Here is a 22,288-nt window from a genome sequence, read left to right on the forward strand (position 1 = left end):
TGAAAATCCGTGGGCATCGAATCGAGTTGGGGGACGTGCGGACAGCTCTGCTGGACCTGCCGGACATCGCCGACGCGGCGGTGCTGGCCCGCGACGGGGTGCTGGTGGCGTGGGTGGTAGGACAGGTCGATCCGCTGGCAGTGATTACCGGGCTGCGAGGCCGGCTGCCGGGTTACATGATCCCGGCTCGGGTGGTGCCGATGGATCGGTTGCCGGTGACGACACAGGGGAAGCTCGACAGTCGGTCGCTGCCGGATTCCGCTGTTGTCCCGGTTGCGGGTGCTGGTGCGGTGGACGCCCTGGAAGCAGCAGTGGCAACCGCCTGGGCCGAGGCGCTCGGGCTGCGAAATGTGCCGGTCGAGGCCAATTTGTTCGATCTTGGTGGCCACTCGCTGATGGTGCCGGCGCTGGCCGAGGCTTGTTCGGTTCAGGCTGGGCGGCCGGTCGCCGTGCTTGATGTGTTCCGCTATCCGACGGTCCGGTTGCTGGCCGGGATGCTGCGCGACGGCGCGGCGGAGCCGGCACCAGAGCGGGCGGATGATGGGGAAGCACGGCGGGCGGGGCGGGCACGCCTGGCGCGTGGCCGCGGTGTGCGGGTGACGACGTGATGGATGGGACCTCGCACCTACAGGATGGCGCCGATCCTGGTGCGATCGCGATTGTCGGGATGGCCGGACGATTTCCAGGGGCGCCGAACATCGCGGCGTTCCGGCGCATGCTGTTTGAGAGTGAGCACGGCATCCAACGGCTGATGCCGGGGGACGGCGATCCCCGGATGGCCGCGGAGTTCGGCTATGTTCCGGCACGCGGCGTGCTGCAGGGCGCCGATCTGTTCGATGCGGCGCTGTTCGGGATTGCTCCACGCGATGCGGCGATGCTGGACCCGCAACAGCGCGTCTTCCTGGAATGCTGCTGGACGGCGCTGGAGGATGCGGGACGGGCACCGCAAGGGCCGGATTGCGCGACGGCGGGGCTGTTCGCCTCGGCAAGCATGGCGACTCACTGGCTGGCGGCAGCGGCCGGATCGGGCCTCTGTGGGCTGGGCGGCGTAGCGGCAGTGGACAAGGATCTGTTGACCGGGCGGGTCGCGTATCACCTCGGGCTGGGTGGGCCGACGGTTGGGGTGCAGACGGCGTGCAGCAGCAGCTTGGTTGCGGTCCACATGGCGGTGCAGGCACTCATCGCCGGGGAGTGCGATATGGCATTGGCCGGCGGGGTGTCGGTGACCGTGCCGCTGCGCATGGGCTACCTGCACCAGCCCGGCGGCGTTTCCAGTCCGGATGGGACGTGCCGGCCATTCACCGCCGCCGGCGAGGGCACCGTGAAAGGCGACGGCGCCGGTGTGGTGGTGCTGCGCCGGCTGGCGGATGCGCTGGCGGATGGTGACGACATTCGCGCCGTTATCCTGGGATCGGCGGTCACCAACGATGGCCGGGCTCGGGCCGGGTTCGCGGCGCCGGGGATGACGGGACAGGCTAGGGTTGTCCGTCTGGCGTTGCAGCTTGCCGGCGTGGCGCCGGGCGAGATCGGTTATATCGAGGGCCACGGCACCGCAACGCAAGTGGGCGATGCGATCGAGTTGCGGGCGCTGGCAGAGACGTTTGGCCGACGCTCGGGGGATGAGGAGCCTCCGGTGCTAGGAGCGGCCAAGGCGCATATCGGGCATCTCGATGCGGCGGCGGGTGTCGCCGGGCTGATCAAGACGGTGCTGGCGCTGCGGGACGGAATGATCCCGCCGGCCCTGCATTCCGGGCCTCCACATCCGGACCTCGCGGCGAGTGGATTTGTGCTGGCAGGGGCGGCGCGGGCCTGGCCGGCGCGTTCCGGGCCACGGCGCGCTGGTGTGTCCGCGTTCGGACTGGGCGGGACGAATGCGCATGTGGTGCTGGAGCAGGCACCTCCGCTGTCACCGCGCCGGAAGATGGCTGGGCCGCACCCGTTGGTGTTGACGGCGCGGACTCGGCAGGGTTTGGCGGAACTCAGTGCATCGATGCGGGATTGGTTGCAGGCGCGGCCGGAGGTCGATTTGGGCGATCTGGCCCATACCTTGGCACGGGGGCGGATGCCGCAGGTTTGGCGCCAGGTAGTGGTTGCGGCGACGGTAGCGGAAGCGATGGCGGGGTTTGGTGAGCCATTGCCGGAGCGACCAGCGGATGCCACATGGCCGGCCCCACCGGCGGGGCGGCGTATTTCCGCGCCGGCGACACCGTTCGAGCGGGTGCGGCATTGGCTGGAGGCTGCACCGGACCGGCTGGCCGAGGCGGATCGGCTTTTGGTCGCGGGGTGGCGCAATCAACCTGTTGCGGCGGCTGAATCGCGTGGTCCCTGGCTGGTGATGGCGGTTGGCCGGCGTGGTGCCTCGCTGGCGGAGGAACTGAGGCGGGCCGGGCAGGATGTCGAGGTGGTCGAACGGCCGGAGGATGTCCCGGCGCTGGCCGCGCGCGGGTTCCGGCCGGCTCACCTGCTGCATGCCATGGCGCTGGGTGATCCTCCGCCGCCGCAGGATCAGGGGGTGGTTGGGTTGCCGGCCTGGGTGCAGGCGCTGGGGCTCGCGGGATGGTTCGAGGGCGCCACGCTGCTGATTGCCACCGGCCAGGCGGTGGCCGTGGGCGGCGAGCGACGGTTGTACCCCGAACATGCCGGGTTGGCAGCGGCGCCGGCAACGTTGATGGCCGAGCATCCGGCGTTGCGGTGCGTATGCGTCGATTTGGGCGGGTCGGAGGATGCCGCTGCTCGTCTGTTGTCCGAGGCGGGCGCCGAAGTGCCATTGGTGGCGTGGCGGCATGGCCGGCGTTGGGTCCGGGATTGGCAACCTTTGCCTATGACGAAGGCCGTGTCGCTGCGTGAGGGCGGGGTATGGCTGATTACCGGCGGCACCGGCGGGATTGGGCTGTTGCTGGCCCGGCATCTTGCTCGCAGGGCGCAGGCGCGGCTGGTGCTGACGGGGCGATCCACGGATCGTCCGGCGGTGGCGGCTGCGGTGGCTGAGATCGCCGCTCTTGGAGGTGCCGCCGAAGTCGTGGCAGCCGATCTGGCGCAGCCGGGGACGGCCGATCGGTTGGTGCGGCTGGCGTTGGACCGGTTCGGTGCGCTTCATGGGGTGATCCACGCGGCAGGGCTCGCCGAGGGCGGCATGGTGCAAGGACTGACGCCGGACGCGGTGGTTGCTCATCAGGCGGTGAAGCCGATGGCCGCGCTGGCGCTGGCGGAGGCACTGGCGGGCCGGCCGCTGGATCGCTTTGTCCTCTGCGGGTCGCACGCGGGGGCGTTCGGTGCGTTCGGCCAGTACGGCTATGCGACGGCCAATGCCGCTTTGGCGGGCGTGGCGGAGGCGCTGTGCGCAACCGGACGGAGAGAGGCCGTGGCGATCCACTGGGACCGCTGGCAAGGCGTCGGCATGGCGATCCAGGGGGAGGCTCGGCATCAGGCAATGACGGGCGAGGCATTGCCCGGCGGCTTGTCTCCGGAAGCCGCGCTGGCGCTGTTCGATCGGGTGCTGGCGGCGCCGTTGGGGGAAGCGGTGCTGCTGGCGACGTCTCGGCCGGTCGCAACGCTGGTGGCCGAACGGCAGGGAACCGCACCGGTGGCACCCGTCGCACCGCCGGCCGCCCGGCAGCCTCGCCCGGTGGGATTGGCCGCGCCGGTGGCACCGACCAACGCGTCGGAGGCGGCGCTGGTGGCGCTTTGGGAGGACGAACTAGGGATCGCACCTATCGGCGTCGACGACGATTTCGTCTCGCTCGGGGGCGACTCGCTGAACGCCTTGCGGGTTTGCGGCACGGCGCGGGTCCGGCTGGGGGTCGTGCTGCCGCTGCGACTGCTGCTGGAGTCTCGGACCATCGCGGTGCTGGCCGAGCGGCTGGGTGATGCCGAGGCACCGCCGGTCGCTGGTTTCGCCGAGGAGATGCTGTGATCGCGGCGCTGGAAGCGGCGTTGGCGGCCGGTGCGATCCTGCGCGCCGAGGGGGGGCGGCTGGCTTTGCGGTCTCCGGTGCCGCTCGCGGCTGACGTGCGGGCGGGTTTGATGGCGGCGAAGGCGGAGATCCTGGCGTTCCTGGGTCCGGGACGGCGGATCGGACCGGCCAGCGCCGCGCAACGTGCCATCTGGCTGGCCGATGCCGCCGGGCGTGGGTATGCGGTGACGGCGGCTGCTCGGTTGGGGTCCGCGGATCTGGGGCCGGCGCCGGGTGATCTGATCGCAACGGCGCTGGGGGCGCTGGCCGCCCGGCATCCCGCTTTGCGCACGCGGTTGCTGCTGGTCGGGGAAGAGCCGGCGCAAGTGGTGGAACCCGATGCCTCGCTGCCGCTGGAAACGGGTCAGGTTGCGGATATGGGTGCCGCGCGGGAACGGACGGCCGCGTGGGCGGCGGTACCGCTGGACCCGACAGTGGCACCGCCCTGCCGAGCGCTGTTGCTGCGGGTGGCGGCTGGGGAATGGGTGTTCGCACTCAGCCTGCACCACGCCGTGTGCGATGCGGCGTCGCTGGACGTGCTGGCCGATGATCTGGCCGTGCTGCTGCATCAGCCGGCGAAGGCCAGGCATCGGCAGCCGCTGCCGCCGCCCGGTCCGGATATGCTGGATCATGCGGCGTTGGAACGCGTCGCCCCGGCACAGGATGACCGGCTGCGCTGGTGGCAGGACATGTTGCGGGATGTGCCGCCGCTGGCACTGGGAGCGGAACCGTTGCGGGCGGCCAGCGGCGGTGGGCGGCGTGTCGCGACGTTGCCTCGGACGGCATGGGACGCGTTGACGGCGGCGGGGCGCGTCGAAGGGGCGACTCCGTTCGGGGCGCTGCTGGGCGTACTGGGTGTTGTGCTGGGTCGGCATGCGGCGGATGGACGCCTGCTGCTGCACACGCCGGCCACGGTCCGGGGCGAGAGTTTCGAGCGTTGCGTGGGGTGTTTCGCCAACCTGCTGCCGCTGGTGTTGGATATGCGGGGCGTTTCTTCCCTGGCCGAGGCCCTGCGCCGGGGGGCGGCAGCGGCAACGGCACTGCTGAGCCATGCCGGGATGGCTTTGGGAGAGATCGCGGCTCGTGAGCCGGCAGCGGCTCGGCCTAGGCTGTTGTTCACGCATCGGCGTGGGGGCGGGGGGATCGGCGAGCCTTTGCCGCTGCCGCCCGGGGCGCCAAAAGCCGATCTGGTGCTGGAGAGCGCCGAGGGGCTGGACGGACTGGTCCTGAGCCTGGAGTGGGACCGCGCGGTTGTCGACGACGGCATTGCCGCGGCGTTGATGGAAGAATTGGTCGCGGTTAGCGAAGGGACTTTTGCCGCCATGCCGGCGGATCACGCCGCGTTGCATGCGGCCCTCACGCCGGTCTGGCCGGATGCAGGCGAGGCGACGATCCATCGGCTGTTTGCGGCCCGTGCGGCGGCGAGCGGCGGAGTTGTGGCGGTACGGGATGGCCGGCGCAGCCTGACTTACGCGGAATTGGACGATTGGAGTGATGCGATCGCGGCCTGGTTGGGGCCGGTGCGGGATGCGGTCATCGGGATTGCTTTGCCACGCGGCGTCGCCATGGTCGCGGCCTGGCTGGGGTGCCTGAAGGCGGGTGCGGCGTATCTGCCGCTTGATCCGGCCTGGCCATCCGCGCGGCTGGATGCCGCTTTGGCAGCCGCCGGGGCGGATCGTGTGCTGGATATGGCGATGCTGCCGGCGGCGGATGTGCGTGCCCGATTTCACTCGCCGATGGTGCATCCGTTGGCATTGGCCTGTGTGTTCGCCACCAGTGGCAGCACCGGTCGGCCCAAGGCAGTCGGCGTGCCGCATAGGGCGATTCCGCGTCTGGCGCTGTCCCGGGCGTTTGCCTCGATTGAGCCGAACGATGTGGTCGCGCAGGCCGGCAGTGCCGCGTTCGATGCGGCGAGTTGGGAGGTGTGGGGCGCGCTGCTGAACGGTGCCACCGTGGCAGTGCTGGAGACCGATACGGTGCTGGATGCCGATGCGCTGGCCTCGGTGCTGGTCGAGCAGAGTGTCGGCCACATGTTCCTGACCAAGACGCTGTTCGACGCGGTGGCGGCGGCGCGGCCGGATGCGTTCGCCGGGTTGCGGACGTTGAGCATCGGCGGTGAGGCACTCGATCCGGTCGCCTGTGCGGCGATCGTGCGGCCGGAACGGTTTTTGAACGCGTATGGACCGACCGAGACGGCCACGTTCGCGGGGTGGCACGCGGTGCCGGCCGATGTTGCGGCCATGCGGCGCGTGCCGGTGGCCGGACCGCCGGGCGGCGCCGTACATGGGACGGTGCTGCGCGTGCTGGACGCGCGGATGCATCCGGTCGCGATCGGCGCGCCGGGGGAGTTGTTCATCGGCGGCGATGCGTTGGGACGCGGCTATCTTGGCCAGCCGGGACTGACCGCCGAACGGTTCCTGCCCGATCCGCACGGGCCGGCGGGCAGCCGTATCTATCGCAGTGGCGATCGGGCTCGGCTGCTGCCGGACGGCACCGTGGACCTGCTGGGGCGGATCGACCAGCAGGTGAAAATTCGTGGCTTCCGCGTGGAACCCGGGGAGGTTCAAGCGGCCCTGCGTGGGCTGCCCGGGGTGGTTGCCGCGCATGTCGCGGCTCGGGCAGGTGTCGATGGCACGATGGGGCTGTTCGGGTGGGTGGTTGGCATCGATGCCGGCACGGCGCTGGACGGCCTGCGCGCCGTGTTGCCGGCGGCGATGATCCCGGCGCGGATATGGCGGGTGGTTCGGTTGCCGGTCACGACGACCGGCAAGGTCGATGTGGCGGCGCTGCCGATGGACGAGCAGTCAGGGGCGGAGTCGGCCAGGATGGCGCCCGTTGGTGCCATAGAAGAGGCGGTTGCCGAGTTGGTGCGGGACGTACTGGGTCTGGCGTCGGTGGGTCGAGACGATGATCTGTTTGCGCTGGGTGCGCACTCGCTGTCCGCCATGCGGCTGCTGGCCCGGCTGCGCGCGCGGTTCGGTGTGGATTTGTCGCTGCGGGCGATATTCGAGACCCCGACGGTCGCGGGATTGGCGACATGGTTGCCGAAGGCGGCAGGACCGGGTTTGCAGCTTGACCGGGATACGCCGCCGACGCTGCTGCCGGCGCAGGAGCGGGTCTGGCTGCTGACCCGGCTGGGAAACGGCGCGGCGTGGCACATTCCAATCGCGGTGCGGCTGCGTGGACGCCTCGATCCGGCCGCCCTGCGGCGCGCGTTCGAGGCGCTGCTGCTCCGTCACGTCGCCCTGCGCACCGGAATCGTCGAACAGGACGGCCGTCCGGTCGCCGTGCTGAACCCGCTCCCATCGTTGCCGTTCGACATTGGCGAGGCTCCCACCGACCTGGAGGCCGAACTGGCCGAGGAAGCCGCCCGGCCGTTCGACCTTGCCGCGGGTCCGTTCCTGCGGGTTGTCCTGTGGCGAACGGGCCCCGACCGGCATGTGCTGTTGCTGGTGCTGCATCACGCGGCGGCAGACGGCTGGTCGGTGGGCGTGCTGCTGCGGGAAGCGGCGGCACTGTATGCGGGACACGACCTGCCGCCGATCGGGCTGACGGTATACGACTGGGCTCGGGCGGTGCGGCAGCAGGACTCGGCGGCGGATGTCGCGTTCTGGCGGGACTGGCTGGCGCAGGCGGTGCCGCCCGCGCTGCCGACGGTTGGGCGTGGTGGTCCGGGCGTGGTGCGACGGCGATTGCCGGCGGGGTTGGCGGAGGCGGCACGGGCGTTACGGGCGACGCCGTTCGTGCTGGGGGCGGCGGCTTGGGCGGCGGTGTTGGCGCGGCGGGCGGACGCCCCCGATCTGCTGTTGGGCACCGTGCTGGCGGGGCGCGATCATCCGGAGACCGAGGCGCTGGTGGGAATGCTGGTGCAGACCCTGCCGCTGCGGTTGGATCTACGGGACGATCCGGCAGGAGAGGCACTGGTTGCTCGGATGATGGCGGCGCTGGAGATAGCGCATGCCCATCGTGGTGCTCCATTCGACGCGATCGTGGGGGCGGCTGGGCAAGCTGGCGGCGGGGCGGACGCGCTGCTGCCGCATCTGGTCGTGTTGCAGAACCAGCCATGGCCGAGCGGCGGGCTGCAAGGGCTGGTGGCGGAGGAAGTGGTGCTGCCCGCGCCCGCTGCGAAAGCCGATACGACACTGGCGCTGGATGCCGGGTTGTCCGAGGCGGCACTGGAGTACCGCGCCGACCGGATGGGTGAGGCTGAGGCCGCGGACCTGCTGGCGGCTTTTGATCGCGTGCTGGCGGCATTCGTAGCGGCACCTGGCACACGGCTGTCGGGTTTGCCGGTGGTTACGCGGCCCTCGGTGCTGGTTGGGGCCGCGCCTGGTGTGGTGCCGCCGGTACTGCATTGGGATCCGGACGATCGTGGCGTTTTGGTGGGAGCGGATGGCAGGTTGGCGGGGGCCGAACTGCGGCGGCGCGTGGATGCGGTGGCAGCGCGGCTGATGGCTCGGGGGGCGGGGCCAGAGACGCTGGTGGGGCTGTGTGCCGGCCGGTCCGTGGCTCAGGTGGTGGCGCTGCTGGGTATTCTACGCGCCGGGGCGGCGTGGCTGCCGTTGGAGCCGGGGCTGCCGCCTTCCCGTCTGGCGGATATTTTGGCGGCGGCGCGTCCCGGGCTGATCTTGGCGGATGCCGGTGGGACGCAGGCACTGGCGACCACGGACGCGCGGCCATTGCCGCTGGATGGTGGCGAGCTGACGGGTCAGACCGGGGACTGGGCGGAGCCGCATCCTCTGGCGGCGGCGTATGCGCTGTTCACCTCGGGATCGACGGGGACGCCGAAGGCGGTCGTGGTGCCTCGGGACGCGTTGGCTCGGCATATGGCGTGGATGGATCGGGCGCTGCCGCTGCGAGCGGACGATGTGCTGCTGCTGAAGACGCCGATGGGGTTCGATGCCAGCGTCTGGGAGTATCTCGCGGCGTTTCGCGCCGGGGCGACGCTGTACGTGGCGCCGGAAGGGGCGCAACGGGATCCGGCGGCATTGCTGCGGGCGGTGTCGGAGTCCCGCGCGACGGTACTGCAACTGGTCCCCAGCGTGCTGGCGGCGTTGTTGCGGGAGCCGGGGTTCGAGGCAGCGTGCGGCAGCCTGCGCCGGCTGTGTTTGGGCGGAGAGGCCGTGCCTCGAGGCTTGGTGGAGGATGTGACGCGGCGGTTGCCGGCGTGTCGGCTGGTCAACCTGTATGGGCCGGCCGAGGCAACGATCGACACAATCGTGCTGGACGGGGTGCCCGCGAACGGCATGGGGCAGACGATGCCGATTGGCCGGCCGATCGAGGGGGTGCGGGCCTGGCTTGCCGATCGCTGGGGGGCGCCGGTCGGGCCGGATACACCGGGGCAGCTCTGGCTGGCGGGTCCGGCATTGGCTCGGGGTTATCTCGGGCAGCCAGGGCAGACGGCGGAACGCTTTCGTCCCGATCCGTTCGGGCCTCCGGGTAGCAGGGCACTGGACACCGGCGATGTTGCTCGTCTGCTTGGGGCGGACGGAATGTTGGAGTGGGTGGGCCGAGCGGATCGTCAGGCCAAACTGCATGGCGTGCGGGTGGAACCGGGGGAGGTGGAGGCGGCCCTGCTGCGTCTGCCCGGTGTCGTCGAGGCGGCGGCGAGCATTGTCGAGGGTCCGGCGGGGCCAGTGCTTGCGGCCTGGGTGGTGGCGGACGGAGTCGATGCCTCGGCACTGCGGGCGGCATTGGGCGAGCGCCTGCCGGCAGCGCTGGTGCCGTCTCGGGTGATGCTGCTGCCGGCGCTGCCGCAATTACCAAACGGGAAGCTGGATCGGCGGGCGTTGTGTCTGCCGGAAGACGTGGATACGGGACCGGCGGACCCGCTGAAGGAGACGGTTGCCGCGACGATGGCGGCTCTGCTGGGTTTGCAGGAGGTAGGCCGCGAGGCGGATTTCTTTGCGCTGGGTGGGCACTCGCTGTTGGCGGCGCAATTGGCCGCTCGGCTGCGGGATGCGACCGGACGGGACATTCCGTTGGCGGCGCTATTCGCGGCACCTACGCCGGCAGGATTGGCGCGTCTGCTCGGCGGAGCGCCAGTGGCGGCGCCACTGCCCGTGTTGCGGAAGGGCGCGGTGTTACCGCTGGGGGCGGCGCAACGGCGGTTATGGGTGGCGGATCGGCTGTCGGGGGGTGACTCGCGATGGACCATGGGTGGCCCGATGGTGTTGCGCGGGACCCTGAAGGCCAGCGCTATCGCCGATGCGTTGGCTGCCATCGCGGCGCGGCACGAGCCGCTGAGGACCCGGTTTGTCGAGGATATCGACTGGCCGATGCAGGTGATCGACCCACCGGATTTCCGACTGGAGCAGACGGACGCAGGAACCTTGGAAGACGCGTTGGCCGATGCCGCCACGTTCATGACTCGACCGTTCGATCTGGCGATGGATCGGCCATTCCGAGCGCGACTGGCGAGTTCGGGCGTGGGGGTTTGGGTGCTGTCGCTGGCGATGCACCACATCGCGGCAGATGGCTGGTCGATCGGAGTGCTGCTGCGGGAGTTGTCGGCGCTGCTGGCGGATGACCGCCCCGCCCTGCCCCCTGTGCCTCGGTATGCCGAGGTGGCGGCCTGGATGGATGCCCAGGATACAGGGATGGCGCTGGCCTGGTGGCGCGGGCGCCTGGGAGGGATGGAGGGGCTGCGCCTGCCGGGGGATGGGCCTCGGCCGGAGCAGACGACCGGGGATGCCGTGGCGGTGTCGGTGGCGTTGGATGGGGCGGCGGCAGGGCTGGCGCGGGACTGTGGGGCCACGCGTTTCATGGCGTTGGCGGCGGGGTTGGCGGTGGCACTGCATGAGGCAACGGGACAGACCGATATCTGCCTTGGGACTGATGTAGCGGATCGGCGGCACTCGGCGGCCGAGGGATTGATCGGGTTTTTCGCCAACCAGGTGGTGCTGCGGCTCGATCTCTCGGGGAATCCGACGCCGCGGGTACTGATGGGGCGGGTACGGGCGGCAACGCTGGGGGTGTTCGCGCACCAGCATGCCTCGGCGGATCGTGTGCTGGCGGGATTGCCGCCGATCCGAGCGAAAATAACGTGGCAGCCGGCACCGGCAGTGCCGGTTACGCTGGCTGGCTGTGCGGTGGAATGGCCGGAATCGCCTCCAAGGGCGATTCCGTTCGATCTTCTGGTCAATCTAGTCGGTGCCGGGGATGGGGCGGCCGGCACGGTGCTGTACCGGTCGGCGGCATTACGAGCCAGTGCCGTCGGTGGGTTGCTGGCTCGGTTTGCGGCGCTGCTGACGGCGATGGCGGCGGCGGCGGATACGCCGTTATCCGGTCTGTTGGCCCAGCCTGATCCGGTCGTCGCGGATGTGGCTGGCATGCGGCGACGGATCCGGCTGTGAGCGAGATTTATCCCATCTCCCCGGTGCAGCGGCGGTTGTGGGATTTGGGCGCCGGCGAAGCGGTCGCGGACTATGTGGTGACGGGGGTTTCGCCCGAGGCTGTGCTGACGGCGCTGGATGCGCTGACAGCGCGGTGGGAGATTTTGCGGACCCGGTTCCCGGTACCACCGGGCTTGGCCGTGCCGGTGCAGGATGTCGGGACAGGACCGTCCTGGACCGCGACGGTAACCGACAGTGGTGTTCGGTTGACCCTGCCTGGGCTCGCTATGGACCGGCATGGGTTCGCCTTGCTGGGGCAGGCGCTGTCCGCTGAACTGGCCGGTGCCGAACCGCTCGACGGACCGCAGTATCCCGACGTCGCTGGCTGGCTGGACGACCTCGCGACCGGCCCCGATGGCGAGGCCGGCCGGCAATTCTGGGGTCGGGAATCGCACCCATGGGATGCGGCCGACATTCCTGTTCCGCCGGCCAGCGATTCGGCCTCCTCCGCGACGCTTCCATCCGCCGTGACCGCCTTGGCGAGCTATTGGGGCACGACGGTGGATCTTCTGTTGCTCGCGGCATGGCACCTGCTGCTGCAGCGGCTTTCAGGCCAGTCGTCCAGCCGGGTCGCCGTCGCCGCCGATGGACGGGCACAGTCTGTGCTGACGCACGCCCTGGGACCTCTGACCCGGTGGTTGCCGGGCGCGCTGGAGGTCGATCCGGCGTTGCCGCTTTCCGCCGCGTTACCCGTCCTGGCAGAAGCGACCGAACAGCGGCGGCGCTGGCAGGACTACACCCCGGGCGATGGTGCGACGTTCGGCTTCCGCGTCGAACCGGGGCTGGTCGGCGATCGGGTGCGGCTGCTGCGCTGTGTCGTGCCGGAGGACCCGCACACGTTGCGCCTCGTGCTCGCCAGCGATCGGCTGGCGATCGAGGGCATCGGTGCGGACTACGTAATGGATGCCCTGCTGGCGCTGCTGGCCGGTATGGCGGCACGCGCTGATACATCGGCCGGCGCGCTGCCGATCATGCCGGAAGCCCTTCGGGCGCGATTGGTCGTTCAGTTCAACGCCACCGACCGCAACTTTCCGGCGACCGACGCGGCCGCGTTGTTCGAAGCCGCGTGCGACCGCGATCCGGGGGCACCAGCGCTGCGTCACGAAGGGGCCGAACTATCGTTCGGTTCGGTAGATGTGCAGGCCAATGCCGTGGCGCGCCGGCTCGCGGCAATCGGTGTGGGTCCGGAGAGCCGGGTCGGGCTGGCAACGGCTCGCTCGCCGGCACTGGTCATCGGGATGCTGGGGATTTTGAAGGCCGGAGCGGCTTTCGTGCCGCTCGATCCCGCCAACCCGCCGGCGCGGCGTGACTGGATCGCCGCCGACGCCGGCTTGGCCGCTGTGCTGCATACCGCCGATCTGTCGCCGCCCCCGGGGGTGCCGGCATTGCTCCTGGACGGCGCCGAAGACACCGCACGGCCAGGATTGCGCCCGCATCCCGAGAGTCTGGCGTATGTGCTGCACACCAGCGGGTCCACCGGCCAGCCGAAAGGTGTCGCGGTCACACACCGGGGTCTGAGCAACTATCTGCTATGGGCCGGGGACGCCTATCGGCCGGAACTGGGCCGGGGCGTGCCGGTGCATACCTCGCCAGCCTTCGACCTGACCCTCACCGCGTTGCTGCTGCCGCTGACCCGTGGCCAGTGGCTGGACCTGCTGCCGGAGAGCGACACGTTGGCAGCCCTGGCGGCGGGGTTTGCCGGTGTGGCGGAATGGTCGCTGGTCAAGCTGACGCCCTCGCATCTGAAGGCATTGGGAACCGAACCTTGTGCAGGCGGCACCGGCCGGTTGGTGGTCGGCGGCGAAGCACTGTTCGGTGAGCAGTTGACGGCGTGGGCTGCCTGTGACCCGGCGATGCCGGTGGTAAACGAGTACGGCCCGACGGAGACGGTGGTCGGTTGCTGCGTCTATCAGGCGCCGGCGGGCAGCCTGCCGTTCGGCCCGGTGCCGATCGGGTCGCCGATCGCCAACACGACCATGCTGGTGCTGGACCGGCAGGGTCAGCCGGTGCCGCCGGGCGTGGCGGGCGAGGCATGGATCGGCGGTGCGGGGGTGGCGCGCGGCTACCTCGGGCGGTCGGACCTGACGGCGGATCGGTTTCGCCCCGATCCCGCCGGCCCGGCCGGTGCCCGCGCCTACCGGACGGGCGATCTGGTGCGGCATCGCTGGGACGGCGGGCTGGATTACCTCGGGCGCGCCGACGATCAGTTGAAGGTGGCGGGCCACCGTATCGAGCCGGCGGAAATTGAGGCCGCCCTGCTGCGCCTGCCGGGCGTCGACCAGGTGGCGGTGCTGCAACGGGGTGACTCGTTGGTCGGCTTCGTCGTGCCGGATGGCCCGGTCACAGCGGAATCGTTGCGTGACGGCCTTGCCGCGATACTGCCGCCATGGATGGTGCCGGCGCGGTTGCGACTGATCCCATCCCTGCCCTTGGCACCGAGCGGCAAAGCCGATCGCGCCGCGCTGCTGGCGCTGCCGGAAGCGACGGCCGAACATCTGGCGCCGCGCGATGCCAGGGAGGCAGCACTGGCCGCGATCTGGGAACGGGTGCTGGGGCGGCCGGTCGGGGTGCTCGACGATTTCTTCCAGTTGGGCGGCGACAGTATCCGCGGGTTGCAGGTGGTGGGCCGGGCACGCCGGATCGGCCTGTCCCTGCCGCCGGACGCGGTGTTCCGCCATCCGACCGTCGCGCGTCTGGCGGCGGCGGTGCAGGGCGTGCTGGCCGCACCCGAAGCCGCCGAGGACGGTGCCTGGTTCCCGCTGCATCCGATCCAGGCCCGGTTTCTGGCATCGGCGGGCGCGGAGCCGTGGCATGAGGTTCAGTCTCTGCTGCTGCGTCCGCGCGCCCGGCCCGATCCGGCAGCGCTGGAATGCGCCTTGGCCGCGGTGCAGCGCCGGCATGGCATGCTGCGTGCCCGGTTCGGCCAGACCGAAGACGGGACATGGCACCAGCACCTGGACCCGGCGGCCGAAGCGCCTCGGCTGGAGGTGCACGACGTGCCCGACGGGGCATCGCTGGAGCGGATCGGGACCGCGCTGAAACGCAGCCTCGACCTGATCCACGGACCGCTATGGCGGGTGACACTGCTGGATCTGGCGGACGGGCCGGCGCTGCTGTTGGCGGCGCATCATCTGGTGATCGACCGGGTGTCGTGGGGCCCGCTGCTGGACGACCTGGCGCGGGCTTTGGCCGGGGAAGCGCTCGACCCTTCGCCGCCGGCGTTTGCGACCTGGGTCGCCGCGCTGCGAACCGCCGTGCCGGCACCCGAGACCATGACGGTGTCCCCGGTGACCCTGCCGCTGGACGATCCCGAGGCACCGGCCCGCCGGCTCGATCGGACAATCCCGGCACCGGCATCCCAAACCGAGGTACTGACGGCACTGGCGCGGGCGATCCCGGGCTGGGCCGAACTGCCCCAGGACACCCCGTTCGCCATCGAGGTAGAGCATCACGGTCGCGACGCCCGCACACTGGGTATCAGTATCGACATGTCGGAAACGGTGGGCTGGTTCACCGTCCTGGCGCCGGTACCGGTGCGAGGCGACGTCGATCCGGCGACCGTCCGCGCGGCGTTGGACGCCCTGCCGGAACGTGGACTGGCAGCGATGCTCACACCCCCGGTCGCGCCACCGCCCCAGGTGCTGTTGAACCACCTCGGCCGCATGGACCTGATCGGCGGTGATTTCGAGTCAATCGGCCGCGCAACCGGTTCGGACCGCAGTCCGCTGCGTCCGCCAAGCCACACGATCGAGCTGGTCACCGCGCAGATCGGCGATGTGTTGCACTGCACGTGGCATGTCGCCGGCCTGAGTCTTGTCAGTGCGGAACGGCTGGCGGTGATGTTTGACCGGCATCTGCTGGCGCTCGCGGCCCCCAAGGCGGTGCTGCGCCGCGCATTGCCGGCGGGGGCGCTGGAGGCGATCGAACAGCGCCTCGGCCCGGTGCAGGCGGTGTTGCCGGCAACACCGGTGCAGCGCGGCATGCTGTATCACTCGGCACTGGACCCGGCGGGCGGCGCCTACGTCGAACAGACCGTGATGCGGGTGGACGGCGTGCTGGACCCGGCGGCACTGCGCGCGGCCTGGACCGCGCTGATGCGGCGGCACGCGGCGCTGCGGACATTTTTCAGTCCGGACGAGGACGGTGACCTGGCGCAGATCGTGCTGCGTTCGGCGGAACCGGCCTGGATCGACGCCGACTGGCGTGGGCAGCCGGACCAGAATACCGCGCTGGCGTCCCTGGTCGCCGAAGACCGGGCGAGCGGGTTCGATCCGCAGGCCGAACCGCCGCTGCGGTTCCGCCTGGTGCGACTGGCGGATGCGGAATGGTGGTTCCTGTGGACCCGGCATCACGCGCTGCTCGATGGCTGGTCGCTGTCGCCGCTGCTGACCGAGTTGCTGGCGCTTGCAGAAGGCCGGACATTGCCGCCGCCGGGCGATCCGGTGGCTGCCTCGGACTTCCTGGCCACACAAGACGTTGCGGCCGACGAGGCATTCTGGCGAGGCCGGCTGAAAGGCGCCGAACCAACGCCGCTGGGGGGACGGGAGCCGGCAACGCCGATCCGAACGACGTCTCGGGTGGACAGACGGGTGGATGCGGCCAAACTGCTGGCGTTCGCGCGACTGAACGGGGTCACCCCGGCGACCTTGGTGGCGGCGTCCTGGGGGCTGGTGCTGGCACACGATGCCGGGCGGGCGGAGTCCGTCTTCGCGATGACAAGCAGCGGCCGATCCGCCGGCATGCCGGGTGCGGAGCAGGCGGTCGGCCTGTTCCTGACCACTTTGCCGGTGCGGGTGACGCTGGATCCGGACGCGGAACCCGCAGGCTTCTTGCGCGGATTGCAGGCGGAACTGGCGGCGGCGCGGGCGCATGAACAATACCCCCCCGAGGCAATGCTGGCCTGTGCGGCCCTACCACCCGGAACACCGCTGGCGAACAGCCTGCTGACTTACGAGAACTATCCGGTCGATCCGGCGCTGTCGGCACCCCGGCCGGATGCACCGCGAATCCTGGCGGTCGAGTCGGCGGAACAATCGTCCTCCCCCCTGGCGCTGCTGGCGGGGATGGACGAAAATGAGATGGTCTTGTCTCTCCGGTTCGATCCGGCGCGCTTCGATGCGAACAGTGCGACGGAACGGCTGGACCGTGTGACGGCAGCGCTCGACGGACTGACCACCGCCCACCGCCTCGCCGCGGTGCTGCCGGCGCCGGCGATCGGCGATTTTGAAAATGGTCCGGCGATCGCGCATCCGGTGGAAACGCCGCTGCACGAACGGGTGCTGGCGCAGGCCTCTCGCACGCCAGAAGCGCCGGCAGTGCTATGGGACAATGTCGTCATCAGCTACGCGGACCTGGTGAGCCGGGCGCGCGGTGTGGCTGCGGCGCTGCGGGCGGCCGGGATAAGGCGTGGGGACGTCGTCGGGCTGAAGACGGACCGTTGCGAGGCCCTACTGCCGGCCCTGCTGGGGACGTTGCTGGCCGGCGCCGCCTGGTGCCCGCTGGAACCGGACCAGCCACCGCAACGGCTGGCGGCGATGGCCGGCGATGCCCGGGTGCGGGTGACGCTGTGCGGACCGGGCGTCACCGGGGATGGCGGGCTGCCGTTGGATGCCACCGTGGCGAATGTGGACGATCGTTTCCCGGCGCTGACCGGCGACGATACCGCTTATGTGCTGTTCACATCGGGGTCCACCGGGCGTCCGAAAGGAGTCGCGATGCCGCATGGCGCGATCGTCAACCGGCTGGATTGGATGCAGCGGGCCTATCCGATCGGACCGGGCGATGTGGTGCTGCAAAAGACCCCCCTGGGCTTCGACGTCTGTATCTGGGAGTTGTTCTGGCCGCTGCTGACCGGCGCCTCGGTCCTGGTCGCACCACCCGGCGTGCAGCGCGATCCGGATGCGATGGCGGCGGTCATGGCGCGGCATCGGGTCAGCGTGCTGCATTTCGTGCCCTCCATGCTGCGAGGCTTTCTCGACACGGCAGGCATCGAACATCGCTGCGGCGATCCCCGCCTGGTATTCACCAGTGGCGAGGCGCTGACTCCCGATCTGGTGGCCGCCTGGCGGGACCGGTTCCGGACCAGATTGCACAACCTGTATGGCCCGACAGAGGCCGCGGTGGACGTCACCGCATGGGATTGCGGCGCGGCAGAGACGGACGGCACAGTTCCTATCGGCCGCCCGGTGGACAATGTGGTCACCCGCGTGCTGGACGGTGCGATGCGACGGCGACCGGCGGGGGATTTGTGGCTGGGCGGCGTGCAACTTGCCTCGGGCTATGTGAACGCGCCGGCGCAGACCGCCGACGCGTTCCGCCCAGACCCGTTCGGGCCCCCGGGCGCCCGGCTTTATCGCACCGGCGACCGGGCAGCATGGCGGGCCGATGGCGCGCTGCTGTATCACGGCCGTTCCGACGCACAGGTGAAGCTGCGCGGCGTGCGGATCGAGATCGGCGAGATCGAGGCGGCGCTGCTGTCGCATCCGGCGGTGCGGGAGGCGGCGGTACGGCTGCTGGACGACCGCCTGATCGCCTGGGTAGCACCCGGCCTGCCGGCGGACCTGGACGGTTTCCTCGCCGACCGGCTGCCGGCGGTGATGCGGCCATCCCGGGTGATCGGACAGCCAAGCCTGCCGCTGACCGCCAGCGGGAAACTGGACCGGCGCACGCTGACCCTGCCGGACGCTGGCCTTGCCACACCCAGCCTACCGCGCGGCGCGCTGGAGTCACGGATCGCCACGCTGGCGGCGGAGGTACTGGGCCGACGGCCGGGACCGTTGGAGGATCTGGTCGCGCTGGGTCTGCACTCCCTCGGTGCGGTACGCCTGCTGAACCTGCTGCGGCGAGACCTGGGTGCAGCACCGCCACTGGCGGCGCTGCATGGCGCTCGCACCGTGGCCGGGCTGGCCGCGGCGCTGATGGGTGCGGAGCTGCGGCCCAGCCCGCTGGTGCGGTTGCGTGGTGGGACCGGTCTGCCGCTGGTGCTGGTGCATCCGATCGGCGGCGACGTCGCCTGTTTCCTACGCCTGGCCGCCAGACTGGACCGCCCGGTCTTCGCCATGCAGGCACGTGGGCTGTTGGGCGATGCCCCTGCCGCCGGCATCGATGCAATGGCCAGGGATTACTGTGAGGCCCTGAGCACTGCGGTGACGGGTCCGGTGGCGCTGGCGGGCTACTCGATGGGCTGCGCAGTGGCGTTCGAAATGGCCCGCCGCCTGGGGCGGCAGGTCCGAACACTGCTGCTGCTGGACGGATCGGCCGATCGGGTCGGTCCGGACCTGCCGGGCTTGGCCGAACCGGAGGCGATGCTGGCACGCGCCCGAGCCGACGGGCTGGTCCCGGAAGGTTTCGGACGTCAGGACGTCGAACGCGTGGTGGCCGTGATGATGGAAAATCAGCGCGCCTTGTCCGACTGGCGCCCCGCCCCTGCCGACCTGTCCGCCGAACTGATCCGCACCCAGGCCCGCGATGGTGAAAGGGGATGGGGACGACTGGCGCAAGGCGGGCTGCGTATTCGCGATATCACCGCCACTCACGATAGCCTGCTGGAGGAGCCGTGCCTGACCACCCTTATCCCGCTCATCGAGGCGGCGCTGCTAGACGAGACGGTGCCGACATGAAACCGCGGCGCATTGCGATCGTCGCATCCGGCTCGATGGGTGACGTGCGGCCGTACGGTGTCCTGGCGGCGGCATTCGCTCGTGCTGGCTGGGATGCCGGGCTGGTCGCCAATGACGGCTACGCGGCGACGGCGGAGGCATTGGGCGTGCCCTGGTTCACCCCGGGGCTGCCGCCGTTGGATCACGTGATGGCCTGGCAGCGGCGGCAGAACGCGCAGGAAGCCGGGATTTTCGACGCCGGGCTGTGGGACGCCTGGTTCGCCGCCTACCCGGCTCTGGTCGAGGCGCTGACCGGCGCCGACGTGGTGGTCAGCCGCATCCTCTGGATCGGCGACGCTGCTCGGCTGCTGGACATCCCGTTCGTGCTGGCGCCGAACCTGCCGCGTGAGGGGCCTCGGACCGACCTGCCGCGTGTGCCGGTCGGCACCGCCATCGGGGCGATGGTGCGACGGCGGCGTGCCATGAGCCGGGTGCCCGGCGCGGTGGCGGCATTGAACCTGGCGAGCCATGCCGGGCTGATCTCCGACCGGATCAGCCTGCTGTGGCAGGAACGGCGCAGCTTCGGTGAGTTGCTGCGGCTGCAAAAGCGACATCACGCCGCCCTGACGGCCCTGGCGAGTCCCGCGGCACGCGCTCGGCTGAAGCGCCCGGTGCCGCCGATCCTGGAGATGGTGGGCCTGAGCCACCACGTGCTGCCGCCCCGCAAGCACGAACGCTTCACCGGCACTTGGCGGACCCCGACCGCAGCATACACGCCGCCGCCTGACCTGGCACGCCTGCTGGACGGTGGGGAGCCGCCGGTGTTCATCGGCTTCGGGTCGGTGCCATGCATGCCCTCGGGCGACGATTTCAACTGGCTGTCGCAGATGGTCGGCGCGGCGGTGCGGCAATCCGGGGTGCGCGCGGTGATCGCGCCCGGCTGGGGTGGCTTGCGTTGGCCTCGGGAAACGGAAGGTGCCGCCGATCCGGACAAGGTTGTGGTCATCGACGGGGTGCCGCACGACTGGCTGTTCCCTCGGCTGGGTGCGGTGGTGCATCACTGTGGCGTCGGCACCGCGATGGCGGCGCTGGCGGCCGGCACGCCCAATGTCCCGGTGCCGTTCCTGCAGGACGAACCGTTCTGGGCCTGGCGGCTGCACGATCTGGGCGTCGCGCCGCCGCCGATCGACCCGATGCTGCTGACCGCGCCGGGGCTGGCCGGTGCGATGCGGGCGGCGCTGGACGACCCGGCCATCCGGTCCCGGGCGGCGGCGCTGGGACAGGCGATGCGCGAGGACGACGGCCTGGCCACCGCCGTGCACCTGGTCGAGGAAGCGCTGGATATGTGGGAGCCGAGCGATGTCGCAGCTTAGCGGTGCTCGGCGACGGGTTGTGCCGGTTGGGGAGATGGTTGCCGCCGAGCTGCCGGCGGATGGGCGTTCGTTGCCGCTGCTGGTTCGGCCGGCGGCGGCCGATGTGGCGCTGGCCGGGTGGATCGGCGCAAATCGCGATCAGGCGCGCCTATGGCTCGACCGCTACGGCGCGGTGTTGTTCCGCGGCTTCGGCATGGCGGACGCGAAGGGGCTGGCCACCCTGCTGCGCGCGACAGGGGCGGAACCGCTGGACTACACCGAACGGTCCTCACCGCGGCGGGAACTGGGGGGACGGGTTTACACCAGCACTGAGCATCCGGCGCATGCGGATATTCTGTTACATTGCGAGAATAGTTATCAGGCATCGTGGCCGACCTTGCTGATGTTTCTTTGCCGTGTTCCGGCGGAGACCGGCGGTGAGACGCCTCTGGCGGATACCAGGCGCGTCCGTGGCCGGTTGCCGCCCGACCTGGTCGACCGGTTCGCCGCCCACGGTGTGATGTACCGGCGATGCCTCGACGGACGATTGGGGTTATCGTGGCAGGACGTGCTGGGCACTGCCGATCGCGACGAAGCCGAACGGCGATGCGTGGCGCGGGGCTTGCGGTTTTCGTGGCGCGCCGATGGGGCGCTGCGGACGGAAGCGGTACGGCCGCTGGTGGACCGTCATCCTGGAACCGGCGAACCGATATGGTTCAATCATATGCTGTTCTTTCATCCCTCCTCGCTGGCTCCCGAAGCACAGGCCGCCTTCGCCGGGCTTGCGTCCGAGGATCTGCCGAACGACACCCGTTTTGGTGACGGTTCGGCCGTGCCCGAGGCAGCGGTGGCGGCACTGCGCGAGGCATACAGGCGGGAGGAAGTGCGTTTCACGTGGGAAGCGGGCGATGTGCTGCTGTTGGACAACATGTTGACCGCACACGGCCGAGGAGTCTTCACCGGCCGGCGGGAGGTGCTGGTCGCGATGGGATAACACCCGGAGGATAGCACCCGGAGGATAGCACCCGGAGGATAGCACCCGGAGGATAGCACCCGGAGGATAGCACCCGGAGGATAGCACCCGGAGGATAGCACCCGGAGGATCGCTGCTTTGGTCCACGCAAACCGCCCGGATATCATGGCTTGATGAGAACGGCGTTGATCAACCGGGTGCGACCCTCGGCCATCGCTTGCCCTGCATTCCGGATTTTTTCCCGGAAACTCGGTCCCACCACGACATGAATGCCGAGGATCGGCGGATCGGTGGGATTGCTCGCGGCGCGGTTCCGTTCGGCCGCCGCCTCCGCGAGCGCCGTTTCGGTGTTGTCCACCCATTCCTTGATCTGAAAGCCAGCGGCCACCAGCAGGCTCTTCGTTTCTTCCGGGGTACGAAGAAAACTGATCTCTGGCCGGTCGGCCCACATCACCGGAAACCGCAACGGATCGCCGTTGCCCACCGCCACGTCCTGGATCGCCAGCCGTCCGCCGGAGCGCAGCACGCGGTGCATCTCGGCGTAATAGCGCGGCCGGTCGGCGATATTCATCGCCACGTTCTGCGACCATGCGCAATCGAAGCTGGCATCGGGAAACGGAATATCCAGCGCGGAGCCGACCCGGAAATCCACTCGATCGGCCAGCCCGGCGCGCTCGGTCAGGGCCTTGGCGGTTTCGACGAATTCCGGCGTCAGGTCGACCCCGCTGACCCGGCAGGATCGGGTCGCCGCCAAATAGCGCGACGGCCCGCCCAACCCGGAGCCGACGTCGATAACCCGGTCGGTGGGAGATGGGGCCAGCAGCCCCGCCAGTTCCTCGGTCGCAAGGCGGCGGCGGGAGTGGAATTCATCCACCGGCGCCAGGTCGTCGATTGTCAGGTGGTCGATATCCTTGCCGGCCTGCGCGAGCGCCGCGAGTATCCGCTCCAGCAGCCCACCCTTGCCGTAATGCCGCGCAACCTCCTCGATCATCGTATTTTCCTCCATTGCTTGTCGACCT

At 70.2% G+C, this 22,288-nt stretch carries 7 protein-coding genes (1 of these 7 running past the window's edge); 6 read left to right on the top strand and 1 reads right to left on the bottom strand.

Features of this window, described 5'->3' with window-relative positions:
* The 6 genes in view from GSQ89_RS23160 to GSQ89_RS23185 are tightly spaced (each overlapping or abutting the next) and all read left to right on the top strand, a layout consistent with a single transcriptional unit that may run on beyond the window.
* Positions 1–608, top strand: partial view of a non-ribosomal peptide synthetase gene (locus GSQ89_RS23160; RefSeq protein ID WP_158929672.1) — the end only. The gene continues 8,002 nt to the left of window position 1, outside the view; the window shows 608 of its 8,610 coding nt (coding positions 8,003–8,610); the start codon falls outside the window, past its left edge; it ends in the stop codon at positions 606–608.
* On the top strand, positions 608–3,913 hold the full coding sequence (locus GSQ89_RS23165; protein ID WP_158929674.1) for an SDR family NAD(P)-dependent oxidoreductase: 3,306 nt from the start codon (positions 608–610) through the stop codon (positions 3,911–3,913). Before GSQ89_RS23160 ends, GSQ89_RS23165 begins: the two co-directional genes overlap by 1 nt.
* A complete protein-coding gene (locus GSQ89_RS23170; RefSeq protein WP_158929676.1) occupies positions 3,910–11,307 on the top strand; it encodes a non-ribosomal peptide synthetase in 7,398 nt (2,465 codons plus the stop codon). The genes GSQ89_RS23165 and GSQ89_RS23170 overlap by 4 nt, the downstream gene beginning before the upstream one ends.
* Positions 11,304–18,965 (top strand): non-ribosomal peptide synthetase, encoded by a 7,662-nt coding sequence (locus GSQ89_RS23175; protein ID WP_158929678.1) that lies wholly within the window; start codon positions 11,304–11,306, stop codon positions 18,963–18,965. Before GSQ89_RS23170 ends, GSQ89_RS23175 begins: the two co-directional genes overlap by 4 nt.
* Positions 18,962–20,317 carry a glycosyltransferase gene (locus tag GSQ89_RS23180; protein ID WP_158929680.1) on the top strand — a complete coding sequence of 452 codons (1,356 nt, stop codon included), beginning with the start codon at positions 18,962–18,964 and terminating at the stop codon, positions 20,315–20,317. The genes GSQ89_RS23175 and GSQ89_RS23180 overlap by 4 nt, the downstream gene beginning before the upstream one ends.
* On the top strand, positions 20,304–21,290 hold the full coding sequence (locus GSQ89_RS23185; protein ID WP_158929682.1) for a TauD/TfdA family dioxygenase: 987 nt from the start codon (positions 20,304–20,306) through the stop codon (positions 21,288–21,290). Before GSQ89_RS23180 ends, GSQ89_RS23185 begins: the two co-directional genes overlap by 14 nt.
* Positions 21,291–21,432: 142 nt before the next feature.
* Here the strand turns inward: GSQ89_RS23185 and GSQ89_RS23190 are convergent, their stop codons facing one another.
* Complete coding sequence (locus GSQ89_RS23190) at positions 21,433–22,260, bottom strand: class I SAM-dependent methyltransferase (protein ID WP_216856343.1); 828 nt, start codon at positions 22,258–22,260, stop codon at positions 21,433–21,435.
* Between the last annotated feature and the right edge of the window lie 28 nt (positions 22,261–22,288).

This window comes from Acidisphaera sp. S103 (assembly GCF_009765975.1).
GTDB lineage: Bacteria > Pseudomonadota > Alphaproteobacteria > Acetobacterales > Acetobacteraceae > Rhodopila.